Source organism: Novosphingobium album (ex Hu et al. 2023) (genome assembly GCF_022832385.1).
Taxonomy (GTDB): domain Bacteria; phylum Pseudomonadota; class Alphaproteobacteria; order Sphingomonadales; family Sphingomonadaceae; genus Novosphingobium; species Novosphingobium album.
In genome coordinates this window covers 63,908-77,574 of record NZ_JALHLE010000001.1, presented here as the reverse complement: position 1 = coordinate 77,574, position 13,667 = coordinate 63,908, and the positions used below count along the sequence as shown (strand labels likewise).

Sequence of the window (13,667 nt, the reverse complement as noted above, 5' to 3'; positions counted from 1 at the left end):
CGCCGGGTCCAATGGGCCTGGCGCGCATCCACATTCGGGCAGTCGGATCTGCCCTGCCAAACAAGAGGATTTTGAGCGATGGCTTACACCGCCGCTGACGTGAAGAACCTGCGCGAGCGCACTGGCGCCGGCATGATGGACTGCAAGAAGGCTCTCGACGAGACCGGTGGCGACCTTGAGGCTGCCGTCGACGCGCTTCGCGCCAAGGGGCTGGCCGCTGCCGCCAAGAAGTCGAGCCGCACTGCCGCTGAAGGTCTGGTCGGCGTCACCGTTTCGGGCACCAAGGGCGTGGCCGTCGAAGTTAACTCGGAAACCGACTTCGTCGCCAAGAACGACCAGTTTCAGGACTTCGTGCGCAACACCACCGAAGCCGCTCTGGGCGTTGCCGGTGATGACGTCGAGGCCCTCAAGGCCGCTGCCTACCCGACTGGCGGCACCGTTGCCGACGCTCTGACCAACAATGTCGCGACCATCGGTGAGAACCAGCAGGTTCGCCGCATGAAGACCGTCGAAGTCTCGAACGGCATCGTTGTTCCCTACATGCACAACGCTGCTGCGCCGAACCTCGGCAAGATCGGCGTGCTCGTCGCGCTCGAATCGGAAGCGCCTGCTGACGCGCTCGAAGCGCTGGGCAAGCAGATCGCGATGCACATCGCCGCGGCTTTCCCGCTGGCGCTGACCGCCGATGACCTCGACCCCGAGCTGATCGCGCGTGAACGCAAGATCGCCGAGGAAAAGGCTGCCGAATCGGGCAAGCCCGAAGCGGTGCAGGCCAAGATGGTCGATGGCGCGATTGCCAAGTATGCCAAGGAAAACGCACTGCTCTCGCAGGTCTTCGTGATGGACAACAAGACCCCGATCCAGCAGGTCGTCGATGCGGCCGGCAAGGAAGCTGGCGCCAAGATCGTCCTCAAGGACTATGTCCGCTTCCAGCTCGGCGAAGGCATCGAAAAGGAAGTGTCCGACTTCGCGGCGGAAGTGGCTGCGGCGGTGGCTGGCTGATCGTTCAGCCGCTTCCTTCGGGAACCGAACAAGGCGGGCCGGGAAGCGATGGGCTTCCCGGCCCGTTTTTGTTTCCCGGCCGGAGTGGAGCGTTCGTTGTGGCAAGCCAGCGTGGTTCGGGTGGCAGGCGCGACGTCGCTCGGCCATCCACAACCCAACCCCTTGGCAATCCGCGTGTGTCCTCCTAAAGCCGCACCACCATTCCCCAGGAGTTCGAGTGGATGTCATCTTCCCCCTATAAACGCGTCCTTCTCAAACTGTCGGGCGAAGTGCTTATGGGGAGTCAGCAATTCGGCATCGATCCGGAATTCGTCGCCGAACTGGCCCAGGAAGTGAAGTCTGCCAAGGAAACGGGGCTGGAAATCTGCCTTGTCATTGGCGGTGGCAATATCTTTCGCGGCATGGCCGGGGCGGCCAAGGGCATGGACCGGGCCCAGGCCGACTACATGGGGATGCTCGCCACGGTCATGAACGCGCTGGCCATGCAGAACGCGCTGGAGCAGCTTGGCGTGGAAACGCGGGTGCAGTCTGCGGTGCAGATGGATCAGGTCTGCGAGCCGGTGATCCGCCGCCGCGCCGAGCGTCACCTCGAAAAGGGACGGGTGGTGATTTTCGCGGCGGGTGTCGGTGCGCCTTATTTTACTACCGATTCCGGCGCGGCACTGCGGGCAGCCGAAATGCGCTGCGATGCGTTGCTCAAGGGTACCAGCGTGGACGGTGTCTACGACAGCGATCCAAAGACCAATCCGGATGCCAAGCGTTACGAATCCGTCGATTACGACACAGTCCTCGCCGACAACCTGAAGGTGATGGACGCTTCCGCCGTGGCCTTGTGTCGCGACAATTCCATTCCGATCGTCGTGTTTTCGATCCGCGAGAAGGGCAATCTTGCCAAGGTGCTCGTGGGTGAGGGGACACAGACGATCGTCCAGACAGGAGCCTGAACCATGGCCAAATACGACAAGGACGATCTCGAACGCCGCATGAAGGGCGCAGTGGAATCGCTCAAGGGTGATCTGGCCGGCCTGCGCACCGGGCGTGCCAGCGCGCAGTTGCTCGATCCCGTGACGGTAGAGGTTTACGGCGCGCATATGCCGCTCAACCAGGTCGCAACCGTCTCGGTGCCCGAACCGCGCCTTATTTCGGTGCAGGTGTGGGACAAGTCGAACATCGGCCCCGTCGAGAAGGCGATCCGTTCGGCCGGTTTGGGCCTCAACCCGATCAACGATGGCAATACGCTGCGCCTGCCGATTCCCGACCTGACCGAGGAGCGCCGCAAGGACCTTGTGAAGATTGCGGGCCAGTACGCTGAAAAGGCCAAGGTGGCGATCCGCAACGTACGCCGTGATGGTATGGAAGCGCTCAAGACCGACGAGAACAAGAAGGAAATCTCCGAGGACGAACGCAAGCGGGCCGAGGGCGACGTTCAGAAGCTGACCGACGAGCAGATCAAGGCTGTCGACGACGCGCTGGCGCACAAGGAGAAGGAAATCCTCAACAAGTGAGGCTCGAACACAGCCTTGCAATGAGGGATATGTAATGGGCAAGGACGAGCCTGCGCGTGCGCGCCATGTTGCGATCATCATGGATGGCAACGGGCGCTGGGCCAAGAAGCGCCACCTGCCGCGCGCGCTGGGGCACCAGCGCGGCGTGGAGGCGGTGAGGCGTGTCGTGCGCGGTGCACGGGAGATGGGGCTGGAGGCGCTGACGCTCTACGCCTTCTCGACCGAGAACTGGCGCCGGCCGGAGGAGGAAGTCTCCGACCTGATGAGCCTGATGAAGCGCTTCATCGTCTCGGATCTGGACGAGTTTGCCGAAGCGGGTGTTCGGTTAAAAATCATCGGCGATTACAAGGCTTTCAAGGCCGATGTTGTCGAACTGGTTGAAAAGGCCATGGCGCGTACGGCGAACAATACCGGCACTACTCTGGCCGTGGCGCTGAACTATGGTTCTCAGGACGAGATTGCCCGCGCCGCGACCAAGGCTGCGGCCAAGGGGCCGATCACGCCCGAAACCATTTCCGCCGAACTCGATACAGCGGACTTGCCCCCGCTGGATCTGCTGATCCGCACCTCCGGTGAAGTGCGGCTGTCCAACTTTCTGCTCTGGCAGGCGGCCTATGCCGAGATGTTGTTCACCGATGTGCTCTGGCCGGATTTCACTGCCGATCATCTCAGGGATGCGCTGGAAACCTTCGCCTCCCGCGAGCGTCGCTATGGCGGGCGCTGAGCGATGAGCGGCAAGAAATCCGATCTCGGCGTCCGCGCCGTTTCCGCTGTCGTCATGGTCGCGGTCGCTGCGGCGGCCCTTTGGCTGGGCGGGCCGGTGTGGATTGCCTTCGTCTGCGCAGTCGCGGTGGTCGTGCTTTGGGAATGGGTGCGTCTTGCCCGCGGCGGCACGGCGAGCCCGGCCGAACGCGGACTGTGGAACTTCGGCGGGATGCTTTACGTCGGAATGGGGGCGGCGATGCTGCTGTTCCTGCGCAATCCTGCCTTTACGCTGGCTCCCTTGCTGACCGTGCTGGTGAGTGTGATTGCGGTGGATGTCGGCGCCTATTTCACCGGAAGGACGCTGGGCGGGGCGAAGATTGCGCCTGCCATCAGCCCATCCAAGACCTGGTCCGGCCTGGCGGGTGGCATCCTTGGAGCAACGCTGGCGCTGTTCGGTGCGGCCCGGCTCTGGCAGGAAGGCGTGATCGCTCTTACGCCTGCCGGTGTGGCCGCTGACAAGGGCGCGTGCTTCGGCATGCAGCCATGCTGGTACCTTGAGGCGCGGGCGCTGCCGCTGTTCGCCACTTGCTTGCTGACCGGTATTCTTCTGGCGATCTGCGCTCAGGCTGGCGATTTCTTTGAAAGCTGGATGAAACGCCGTGCGGGCGTGAAGGACTCTGGCCATCTGATCCCGGGGCACGGTGGGTTTTTCGATCGTGTCGATGGCCTTCTGGCGGTGCTATTCGTGCTTGCGCTCATGCTGTTGTTCCAGCCACGATGACAGACATGCGCACGCTATCGGTTCTGGGAGCTACGGGTTCGGTCGGCGCTTCGACGCTCGATCTGGTGCGCCGCCAGCCCGAGAGCTGGCGCGTGGTGGCGTTGACGGCGCATTCCAATGCGATCGACCTTGCGCGCCTCGCGCACGAATTCTCGGCCGAAGTGGCGGTCATCGCCGACGAGGCCGGGTTGCCCGAACTGCGCGAGGCGCTGGCAGGAACCGGGATCGAGGCTGCGGGTGGCCCTGCCGCACTGATCGAAGCTGCTGCACGCGGCGCGGACGTCACTGTTGCCGCGATCGTCGGTTGCGCGGGGCTGGCGCCTACTATGGCGGCGATCGAGCAGGGGGGTATTGTCGCGCTTGCCAACAAGGAAGCGCTGGTTTCTGCCGGTGACGTCATGACGGCTGCCGTGGCCCGGCACGGCGCGACGCTACTGCCGGTCGATTCCGAGCACAATGCCATCTTCCAGTGCCTGCAGGGCAATGATCCGGCCCATGTGCGCTGGATCACGCTGACCGCCAGCGGCGGCCCGTTCCGCGACTGGTCGTGGGAGCAGCTTTGCGCGGCCACTCCTGCACAGGCGATCAAGCATCCCAACTGGGACATGGGCGCCAAGATCAGCGTCGATTCCGCGACGATGTTCAACAAGGGCCTCGAACTGATCGAGGCGCATCACCTGTTCCTGGTCGGGCTCGACAAGTTGCGGATCATCGTTCACCCACAGTCGATCGTTCATTCGATGGTCGAATACCGCGACGGCTCGACGCTGGCGCAGCTGGGCCCCTCCGACATGCGCGTGCCGATTGCCTCTGCACTGGCCTGGCCGGAGCGTATGGACACGCCGTGCGAACCGCTCGATCTTGCTGCGATCGGCGAACTGACCTTCCGCCTGCCGGACGAGGAGCGCTTTCCCGCGACGCGGCTGGCGCGGGCAGCAGCACAGGAGGGGGGCGGTATTCCCGCTGTGCTCAATGCCGCAAACGAGGTTGCAGTCGCGGCCTTTCTGGCCGGTCAGATTTCGTTCACCCGGATTGCGGCACAGGTGGAACATGTGCTCAATGCCTTTGTGCCGGCGCCGCCAGCCTGCTTGTCCGACGTGCTCGCCGTCGATGGCGAGGCACGGGCAAAGGCGCGGGAATTGATGGAGATTGCCTGACTTGACCGGATCGCCCAATCTGCTGACGACGATCTTCGCTTTCCTGCTGGTGCTGGGGCCTTTGGTCCTGATTCATGAGCTCGGACACTATCTCGTCGGTCGTCTCTTCGGGGTGAAGGCCAATGCCTTCTCGATCGGTTTCGGCAAGGAAATTGCGGGCTGGACCGACAAGCGCGGCACCCGCTGGAAGCTCTCGGCACTGCCGCTGGGAGGTTATGTCCAGTTCGCCGGCGACATGAACCCTGCCAGCGCGCCTTCGGCGGCCAGCGACGGGCTGACGCCGGAAGAGCGCTCGCACACCTTCCATGTCAAACCGCTGTGGCAGCGCGCGCTGATCGTGTTTGCCGGGCCTGCGACCAATCTGTTCCTCGCCGTGGCCATTTTTGCGGCGTTTGCGCTGACCTACGGTATTCCCGTGACCCAGCCGGTAATCGACGCTTTCCCCAAGGCATCGGCTGCGCGCGAAGCCGGGATGAAGCTGGGTGACCGCATCGTTGCGATCGATGGCGAGAAAATCACGGATTTCGCCGAAATTCGGGACCGGGTTGCCCCATTCCCGGGAAGTACTTTGCGGTTTGCCCTTGAGAGAGGCGGGCAGGCATTGGTAATTCCCGTGACGATCGCCGAGCATATCGAACGGGACCGTTTCGGAAATGAGGCGCGTTTTGGCTTGCTTGGCATTGAAGCCACGCACGTTGACATCGTCGCGGTCAGTCCGGGCGACGCCATGGCATTCGGTTTCGATCGCAGCTTTTATGCCATGGGCACCATGGTGACGGGAATTCGCCAGATTTTCACGGGCGACCGCTCGGTGAAGGAACTCGGCGGCCCGATTAAAATTGCGAAATATTCGGGCGAGCAGTTCAGCCTTGGCTGGGATGCCTTCGTCGGTTTCGCGGCCCTGATTTCGATTAACTTGGCATTCATCAACCTCCTGCCAATTCCGGGCCTCGATGGCGGGCACCTGGCGTTCTACGCGGCCGAGTTGGTCCGTCGCAGACCTCTGGATGTGCGCAGTCAGGAGTGGGCGATCCGCACAGGCGTGGCATTGGTGCTCGCGCTCATGCTTTTCGTCACGGTCAACGATCTGGTGTCTCTCCCGGTTTTCGGGGGATAGCCTGGAGGTTTTATTCAGCGATCACAGTCTCGCCGGGTTTGGCTGCTTGATTGGAGGCCTTCCATCGGGCAGATGGCTGCGGTTGCTTTCTGGCGCCTTCGCGGGCTTGCCGGGGCGGACAGGACTATCGCGTGAGCGAAAACGGGATTTTGCGTAGAATGATGGGATGGGTAATGGTTCGCAGCAATGAAGCCCGCCGTGCGTCGCAGCTTGCGGCAGTGCTTCTGGGAACCACAGTGCTTGCGGGAGTCCCCGAGGCGGCTTTCGCCCAGGACGCGGCGCCGGCACCGCAGGCCGTTCCGGCGGCGGAGCAGACGATCCAGTCGATCCAGGTGACCGGGGCCGAGCGCCTCGAGGCGCAGACGGTGATGTCTTACATCAAGCTGCGCATCGGCCAGCCTTACACCAAGGCCGCTGCCGACCAGGCGCTGAAGGATCTCTACGAGACCGAACTGTTCAAGAACGTCGAAGTCACCAACGACGGCGGCAATGTCACGATCGCCGTTCAGGAAAACCCCGTCGTCAATCGCATCATCCTTGAAGGCAACAAGCGCATCAAGGACGACAAGATCATGCCGGAGATCAAGGTCGCGCCGCGCCAGATCTTCACGCGCTCCAAGGTCCGTGCCGACGTTGCCCGCATCATCGAGCTCTACAAGCGCCAGGGCCGCTATGCGGCGACGGTCGAGCCGAAGATGGTCATGCTTGACCAGAACCGCGTCGATATCGTCTTCGAGATCACCGAGGGCTCGAAGTCGAAGGTCCGCCAGATCAACATCATCGGCAACGAGCACTTCTCCGACGGCGAACTGCGCGGCCAGATGGTCACCAAGCAGGCGCGCTTCACCCGCATCTTCAGTTCGGGCACGAGCTACGATCCCGACCGCATGGCCTTCGACCAGCAGAAGCTGCGCCAGTTCTACCTGACGCAGGGCTATGCCGATTTCCGCGTCGTTTCGGCCGTGGCCGAGCTGACCCCGGACAAGAAGGACTTCATCATCACCTACGTGGTGGAGGAAGGAAAGCGCTACAAGTTCGCCGACGTGAAGGTCGAGAGCCAGCTTCGCGACTTCGACGGCGAGAAGCTGGCGAAGAACCTGCCGATGAAGGCGGGCGACTGGTACAACGCCAAGCAGGTCGAAGACACGATCGACAGCCTGAACGAGACCGCCGGCGCCTTCGGCTATGCCTTCGCCGACGTCCGCCCGCAGTACGACCGCGACAAGGACAACCTCACCATGGGGATCACCTTCGTGATCCAGGAGGCCCCGCGCGTCTACGTCGAACGGATCGACATCAACGGCAACACGCTGACGCAGGACAAGGTGGTGCGCCGCGAGTTCCGCCTTGCCGAAGGCGACGCCTTCAACTCGCTGCAGGTCAAGCGTTCGACCAACCGCATCAAGTCGCTTGGCTACTTTCAGGAAAAGTTCGAAGTCGAGCAAAAGCCGGGCAGCACCGACGACCGCATCATTCTCGAAGCGAACGTCGAGGAAAAGCCGACCGGCGAACTGCAGCTTTCCGCCGGTTTCTCGAGTCTCGAGAGCTTCATCTTCCAGGCCTCCATCCGCCAGCGCAATTTCCGCGGCCGTGGTCAGACCGTCGGCATTTCGGGCAGCTATTCACGCTATTCCAAGAGCGTGCAGGCAAGTTTCGTCGAACCCTACCTGTTCGACAAGAACGTCTCGCTCGGTGTCGATATCTACCGGCGCGACTACAACAGCTTCAATTACTACAACTCCGATCGCAACACGACCTACCAGCAGGCGACGACCGGCTTTCAGGTCCGCGCCGGCGTTCCGTTGACCGAGTACCTGACGGCGGTCGCGCGTTACACGCTCAACTACGATGACGTGTCGTTGAGCAAGAGCCAGTTCTATTCGGTGGATGAAAACGGCGATTACGCGTGTGACCCGCTGCGTGCCGGCCGCTATCTGTGTGATGCGATCGGCAAGCGTCTCAGTTCGATCGCGGGCTTCTCGCTGATCTACGATACGCTTGATAACCGCGTTCGCCCCTCGCGCGGTGAGACGGCTTCGCTCAATGTAGACATCGCCGGGCTCGGCGGCGACGTGCGCTATGCGCGCCTGCGTGCCAATGCCGCGAAGTACTGGCCGCTGGGCGGCGGCTTCATCTTCTCGCTGTCGGGCGAAGGTGGCGCGATCAAGGGTCTGGGCCAGGATGTTCGCCTGACCGACCGTTTCTATCTGGGCGAGCCGCAGATCCGCGGTTTCGGCATTCGCGGGGTGGGGCCGCGTGTCATTCGTCAGTACCTGTCGGCGGATAGCGACGGCAACTACACTGTGGAATCCTCGAAGTCAGATGACGCGCTGGGCGGCAAGTATTACTACATGGGCCGTGCCGAGATGGAAATTCCGCTTGGTTCCGGTGCGCGCGAAATGGGTTTGCGGCCGTCGATCTTCATTGATACGGGCGCTGTCTGGAGCATCAAGAAGCCGGACACGATCGATTGCTCGACGGGCTGTTTCATCGGCACCCGAGACAGCGATGGCAACCAGCTTTACTACCCGAACAATGGTGACGGGACGTACGACACCTCGACGACAACGACTTCCGATCAGACCAATGGCCTCGACAATCAGGCGATCGGTTCGACGCAGTACTTCACCGAGCGTTTCGTCGGCGATACTTGGAAACCACGCGTCGCCGTGGGCTTCGGTGTGAACTGGAATTCGCCTTTCGGCCCGTTCCGCATCGACATTTCCAAGGTCCTGCTGAAGCAGGACGGCGACGATACCAAAACCTTCACATTCAACGTGGGAACGCAATTCTGATGAAAACCATGATCAAGACCCTCGCGCTGGGTTCGGCCCTCGCGCTCGTCACTCTCGCCGCACAGCCGGCCCTGGCGGCCAAGGCCGCGCCGACGGCTGCTGCAACTGAAAACGGTACGATTGTCGCTGGTCTCGGCATTGCCAATCTCGATGCGGTGATCGCCAACTCGAACGCCTACAAGGTTGCCGAACAGCAGCGCGAAACGACATACAAGCCGCAGTACGACCAGGCCAAGGCCCGCAACGATCAGCTGACCGCGCAGCTCAAGCCGATGGTCGACAAGTTCAATGCCGATCGTCAGGCCGCTAATCCGAACCAGGCCTCGCTGCAGCAGCAGGCGGGTGCGATTCAGCAGCTTCAGGAGAAGGGCAAGGCCGAACTGCAGCAGATTCTGCAGCCCGTCGGCCTGTCCCAGGCCTATGTGCAGGAGCAGATCGAGGACAAGCTCAACGACGCGCTCAAGGCCGCGATGAAGAAGCGCAATGTCTCGATCGTGCTGTCGCCCGATTCCGTGATCGCCTTCAATGGCGGGGCCTACAATCTCAATCAGGACATCCTGAACGAGCTGAACACGGCCATCCCGTCGGCGCAGATCGTGCCGCCGGCTGGCTGGGAACCGCGCCAGATTCGTGAGGCGCGCGCGCAGCAGGCTGCCGCTCAGGGCCAGTCCGCCCCGAGCACCGGCACGCAGCCGGCCGGCCGCTGATAGAGCGCGAGTACCGGGCATGAGCGAAGAGACGGAACTGGTCTACGACACCGCGAAGATCCTGGCGGCGCTTCCGCACCGCTATCCGATGCTGCTGGTTGACCGGGTGGTTTCCTTCACCGAGGAGGAAATCCACGCGGTCAAGGCGGTCAGCTTCAACGAGGATTTCTTCCAGGGCCATTTTCCCGGCCGTCCGATCATGCCCGGCGTGCTGCAGATCGAGGCGCTGGCGCAGGCTGCCGGCATCCTGGCGATCGAGATCCTGGGCCTCGCCGGTAGCGGCAAGCTGGTCTATTTCATGGCCATCGAGGACGCCAAGTTCCGCAGTCCGGTAACGCCCGGCCACTTGCTCGATCTGCGCGCAGGCTTCGTCCAGAAGCGTTCGCGCGTGTGCAAGTTCTGGGGCAAGGCCTCGATCGGTGACAAGGTGACCTGCGAGGTCAACTTCACCGCGATGATCGCGGACGCCTGATGCGTTGACCGGGCGTGCGTCCGGTCAACCGCATTCGCAGGGGACTCCTCCCTTGCATTTTGCCGCTTCCGGCGCTATGCGCGCCGCTTTCCAATGCAGGCCGGTCGGAACCGGCCCTATGCGAAAGAGATAAGACATGAAGGCCGATACCCATCCCGACTACCACATGATCACGGTGCAGATGACCGACGGCACCACCTTCCAGACCCGCTCGACCTGGGGCAGCGAAGGCGACACGCTGGTGCTCGACATCGATCCGACCTCGCACCCGGCCTGGACCGGCGGCAAGGCGCAGATCCAGGACGGTGGCCGCGTGGCTCAGTTCAACAAGCGTTTCGGCGGTCTCTCGCTCACCAAGAAGTGAGCGAAGGCCCGGCTATGCGGGCCTTACCGTCAAAACGAAAAAGGCGGCCTTCCGGGGCCGCCTTTTTTCATGTCTGCAATGACTGAGGGTTCAGCGCGTTGAGGTTCAGCCGTCCAGGCCGAGGTCCATCAGGTCAAGCCATTCGGTCTGGTCGGCAGGTACGGCGCGCAGAAATTCCATGCCGGCCGCCTGTCCCCGCACCCAGCGGATAATCGCGGGGAGCATCGAATTGTCGCACAGCCCGATGGACACGAATGCGCCCTGGCGTAGTCCGTCCCCGTTGGATTGTACGCAGCACCCATGGTGCGAAATGTCGGCAAGCAGCACGGGGTGCCGGCGTCCTTGCGAGGTTTCCAGCATGGCTTCGAAATGCGTTGTATGCCGCCGCTCGCGGCGGCGGTCGTCGAAAGTGTCCTGCTTTGCGGAATATAGCCGTCCGATGGGTGCGTTCACGTGATATGTGTCCTTGGCGTCCCTTTGGGAATGCTGGCCATTGTCTCTCTGCAATCGTTAATCCGCTTTCACGGGACAGCCTTGCTGGCGCGGTAACCTTGTTTTTCGGCAGCGTTGCGATTGCGTTTCGGTCGCACGAAACTAGTCTGGCTTACGTGTGTTGCGGGAAGGGGGCGCAACCATCGACGGAATTCGCGTCGGGCTTGTGGAATTCCGGTTCCGGCGGCGTCGAGTCATCGAATGAGCCGCAAAAGGCTCCGAAAAGGAGAAGCGTAATGATCCGAACTGCTCGAATTGCCGCTGCGTGTGCCCTGGCGCTGTCAGCTTCCGCTGTCCTGGCGGACGATGCCCCGGCCGGCGGCGGGAACAAGACGGTTCATGCCACGGTGATTGGCCTCGACGGCAACGCGCTGGGCATGATTACGCTCGAGCAGACCCCGTCGGGCGTATTGATGTCCACCGACCTCACGGGCCTGCCACAGGGCGAGCATGGCTTTCACTTCCACGAAAAGGGCGTGTGCGATCCCGCTGCCAAGTTCACGACATCGGGGGGGCACTTTGCCGCCGGTATGCCCGAGCATGGCCTGATGGTCATGGGCGGGCCCCACGGCGGCGACATGCCGAATCAGTACGTGGGACCGGACGGGGTGCTCAAGACGCAGGTACTCAACACGGGCGTCACGCTGACGCCGGGGCCCAAATCGCTTCTTGATGCGGACGGTTCCGCACTGGTTATCCACGCCGGACAGGACGACTATACCAGCCAGCCTTCCGGAAATGCAGGCGGCCGTATCGCCTGCGCGGTGATCAGCGCGGGTCAGTGACTCGCGAGCCGCTGGTGCCGGGCGGTGGGCTCAGCCCCAGTCCCAGGGCCGTTCGCGATACCATTGTGTGATGACGTACTTGCGGCCCGCCCGCACTTTCATCGCGTGATGCAGCGTTGCGGCATTGGGGCTGCCGTCCGGACGGCGGTTGTTCCAGGCAACCAGCTTGCCGCATTCGGGCTGGATGGTCTTGTTGATCACCTTGAACCGCGTGGCGCCGCCTGCTTCCACGTCGTTCAGGTAGATCATGAAGGTCCAGGTGCGCTGTCCCGATTCCGAGCAATAGGTATCGTAGTCCCCGCTGCCCGGTTCGAAATAGTCGGTGTGGGCCTTGAACTCCTGTCCCACTTCGTAGCGCTGGCCCTGCAGCGGCTCGGCATGGGGCAGGTCTATGCCTGACAATTGCGAGAGTTTCAGCGCGAGCGCGGCCACGGCGGGCGTTTCCGGCGGCAGGTCGCAGGTTGAGCTGGTGCGGAATGCATCGTCGCCATTGCTGTCAGCGACTGTCGAGGGGCGGTGCTGTGCCTCGATCAGCCTGACAAGCGTGTCGCATTCCGTGCGCGAAAGAAAGTCCCGCACGACGAACAGATCGAGCCGTGATGAAGGAAAGCGCTGGACGCCTGTACGTGCCAGCAGGTGGGCGTTCGATGATTCGCCTGATTCAGTCATACCGGATCTCATAGACCCGGTGCCTTTGCGGGAAAATTGCGCGAGATCGCGGATGATCCGATTTTTTGCTTTGCAAGAGGCGCTGCCTTGTGCAAAGGCGCGCTCCCGCACCGGTCGCTGCGCAGCGCGGCCTTGCGGGTGTTTTCGCATCTGGCATGACAGGCCGATGCGCAGTGTGGCGATCGTAGCTCAGCTGGTTAGAGCGCCGGTTTGTGGTACCGGAGGTCGTGGGTTCGAACCCCATCGATCGCCCCATTCTTTTCCAATCCGTGCCCTGCCTGGTGGCGCAAGGCGCGAAGGGCGCAATTTGCAGGTGACAAGCCGCTTCCTTTGCTGTCGAAGCACTTGCTCCGCTAGCAAGGGACTTTAGAAGCGCGCCTGTCATGCACGGATTTGCGAACCCGGCCCGTTTTCTCCGCATCGCCCGTTGGCTGATGCCGCTCTGCATGGTCACAGGCATCGCCGTGGCCACGGGGGCGCTTGGCTGGGGGCTGTTCGAAGCGCCTGCGGAACGCCTGCAGGGCGAAACGGTCCGCATCGTCTATCTGCATGTGCCGTCCGCCTGGCTGGGCATGGCCGGGTGGATGGGGATTGCGGCGGCCAGTTTCGCCGAACTGGTCTGGCGCCACCCGCTTGCCGGGATCGCCGCGCGCGCCTGCGCGGTGCCCGGTGCGCTGTTCACCGCCGTCTGCCTGATGACCGGATCACTCTGGGGCCGTCCGGCATGGGGCACCTGGTGGGTGTGGGACGGGCGGCTGACCAGCATGCTGGTGCTGCTGTTCCTCTATTTCGGCTGGATGGCGCTGTCGCAGGCGAGCGAGGCATCGGACGTTGGGCACAACAAGGCTCCGGCGATCTTCGGGCTGGTCGGCGCGGTGAACATCCCTATCATCCACTATTCGGTGACCTGGTGGAACAGCCTTCACCAGCCGCCCAGCATTACGATGGGCAATTCGGCGATGTCGGGTGATTTCCTTGTGCCGCTGCTGCTGGCCATGTTGGGCTTCACGCTGATCTTTGCAGGTGTAGTGCTGGCGCGGATGCGTGCCATTCTGGCGGATCAGCAGGCCGAGGCACGGCTGCGCCGCAAGGCTCTGAGCGAAGCGGAATTCTGAT

At 62.6% G+C, this 13,667-nt stretch carries 15 protein-coding genes and 1 tRNA gene; 14 read left to right on the top strand and 2 right to left on the bottom strand.

Features of this window, described 5'->3' with window-relative positions; all coding sequences use genetic code 11:
• The first annotated feature begins 78 nt into the window (after positions 1-78).
• From tsf to rpmE, 11 genes are all read left to right on the top strand, one after another.
• The gene (tsf, locus tag MTR64_RS00425; protein ID WP_243989712.1) at positions 79-1,002 is read left to right on the top strand and encodes a translation elongation factor Ts; all 924 of its coding nucleotides are present in this window, start codon (positions 79-81) and stop codon (positions 1,000-1,002) included.
• 221 nt (positions 1,003-1,223) lie between these two features.
• A complete protein-coding gene (gene pyrH, locus MTR64_RS00420) occupies positions 1,224-1,946 on the top strand; it encodes a UMP kinase (RefSeq protein ID WP_243989711.1) in 723 nt (240 codons plus the stop codon).
• Between the two features lie 3 nt (positions 1,947-1,949).
• The gene (gene frr / locus MTR64_RS00415) at positions 1,950-2,507 is read left to right on the top strand and encodes a ribosome recycling factor (RefSeq protein ID WP_243989710.1); all 558 of its coding nucleotides are present in this window, start codon (positions 1,950-1,952) and stop codon (positions 2,505-2,507) included.
• A 34-nt stretch (positions 2,508-2,541) separates the two neighbouring features.
• Positions 2,542-3,231 carry a polyprenyl diphosphate synthase gene (uppS, locus tag MTR64_RS00410; protein ID WP_243989709.1) on the top strand — a complete coding sequence of 230 codons (690 nt, stop codon included), beginning with the start codon at positions 2,542-2,544 and terminating at the stop codon, positions 3,229-3,231.
• A 3-nt stretch (positions 3,232-3,234) separates the two neighbouring features.
• Positions 3,235-3,993, top strand: a complete 759-nt coding sequence (locus MTR64_RS00405; RefSeq protein WP_243989708.1) for a phosphatidate cytidylyltransferase — start codon at positions 3,235-3,237, stop codon at positions 3,991-3,993.
• A gap of 5 nt (positions 3,994-3,998) precedes the next feature.
• A complete protein-coding gene (locus MTR64_RS00400; protein WP_243989953.1) occupies positions 3,999-5,150 on the top strand; it encodes a 1-deoxy-D-xylulose-5-phosphate reductoisomerase in 1,152 nt (383 codons plus the stop codon).
• Position 5,151: 1 nt separating this feature from the next.
• The gene (gene rseP, locus MTR64_RS00395) at positions 5,152-6,267 is read left to right on the top strand and encodes an RIP metalloprotease RseP (protein WP_243989707.1); all 1,116 of its coding nucleotides are present in this window, start codon (positions 5,152-5,154) and stop codon (positions 6,265-6,267) included.
• 173 nt (positions 6,268-6,440) lie between these two features.
• Positions 6,441-9,062 carry an outer membrane protein assembly factor BamA gene (gene bamA / locus MTR64_RS00390; RefSeq protein ID WP_243989706.1) on the top strand — a complete coding sequence of 874 codons (2,622 nt, stop codon included), beginning with the start codon at positions 6,441-6,443 and terminating at the stop codon, positions 9,060-9,062.
• Positions 9,062-9,769 (top strand): OmpH family outer membrane protein, encoded by a 708-nt coding sequence (locus tag MTR64_RS00385; RefSeq protein ID WP_243989704.1) that lies wholly within the window; start codon positions 9,062-9,064, stop codon positions 9,767-9,769. The genes bamA and MTR64_RS00385 overlap by 1 nt, the downstream gene beginning before the upstream one ends.
• A 19-nt stretch (positions 9,770-9,788) precedes the next feature.
• Positions 9,789-10,241, top strand: coding sequence for a 3-hydroxyacyl-ACP dehydratase FabZ (gene fabZ / locus MTR64_RS00380; RefSeq protein ID WP_243989702.1), 453 nt, complete (start codon positions 9,789-9,791; stop codon positions 10,239-10,241).
• A 136-nt stretch (positions 10,242-10,377) separates the two neighbouring features.
• The gene (gene rpmE, locus MTR64_RS00375) at positions 10,378-10,605 is read left to right on the top strand and encodes a 50S ribosomal protein L31 (protein WP_067732819.1); all 228 of its coding nucleotides are present in this window, start codon (positions 10,378-10,380) and stop codon (positions 10,603-10,605) included.
• A gap of 105 nt (positions 10,606-10,710) precedes the next feature.
• Here the strand turns inward: rpmE and MTR64_RS00370 are convergent, their stop codons facing one another.
• Positions 10,711-11,058 carry a PilZ domain-containing protein gene (locus MTR64_RS00370; protein WP_243989699.1) on the bottom strand — a complete coding sequence of 116 codons (348 nt, stop codon included), beginning with the start codon at positions 11,056-11,058 and terminating at the stop codon, positions 10,711-10,713.
• Positions 11,059-11,333: 275 nt separating this feature from the next.
• Between MTR64_RS00370 and MTR64_RS00365 the strand changes: the two genes are divergently transcribed.
• Positions 11,334-11,882, top strand: a complete 549-nt coding sequence (locus tag MTR64_RS00365; protein ID WP_243989698.1) for a superoxide dismutase family protein — start codon at positions 11,334-11,336, stop codon at positions 11,880-11,882.
• Positions 11,883-11,912: 30 nt separating this feature from the next.
• On the opposite strand, the gene MTR64_RS00360 is transcribed toward MTR64_RS00365, so the two are convergent.
• Positions 11,913-12,551: a prolyl hydroxylase family protein gene (locus tag MTR64_RS00360; RefSeq protein ID WP_243989697.1), complete on the bottom strand. Its 639-nt coding sequence runs from the start codon at positions 12,549-12,551 to the stop codon at positions 11,913-11,915.
• 178 nt (positions 12,552-12,729) lie between these two features.
• On the opposite strand from MTR64_RS00360, the gene MTR64_RS00355 reads away from it, so the two are divergent.
• Both MTR64_RS00355 and ccmC read left to right on the top strand, forming a co-directional pair.
• Positions 12,730-12,806: transfer RNA gene (locus MTR64_RS00355), tRNA-His, on the top strand.
• 128 nt (positions 12,807-12,934) lie between these two features.
• Positions 12,935-13,666, top strand: a complete 732-nt coding sequence (ccmC, locus tag MTR64_RS00350; protein ID WP_243989696.1) for a heme ABC transporter permease CcmC — start codon at positions 12,935-12,937, stop codon at positions 13,664-13,666.
• The last annotated feature ends 1 nt before the right edge of the window (position 13,667 follow it).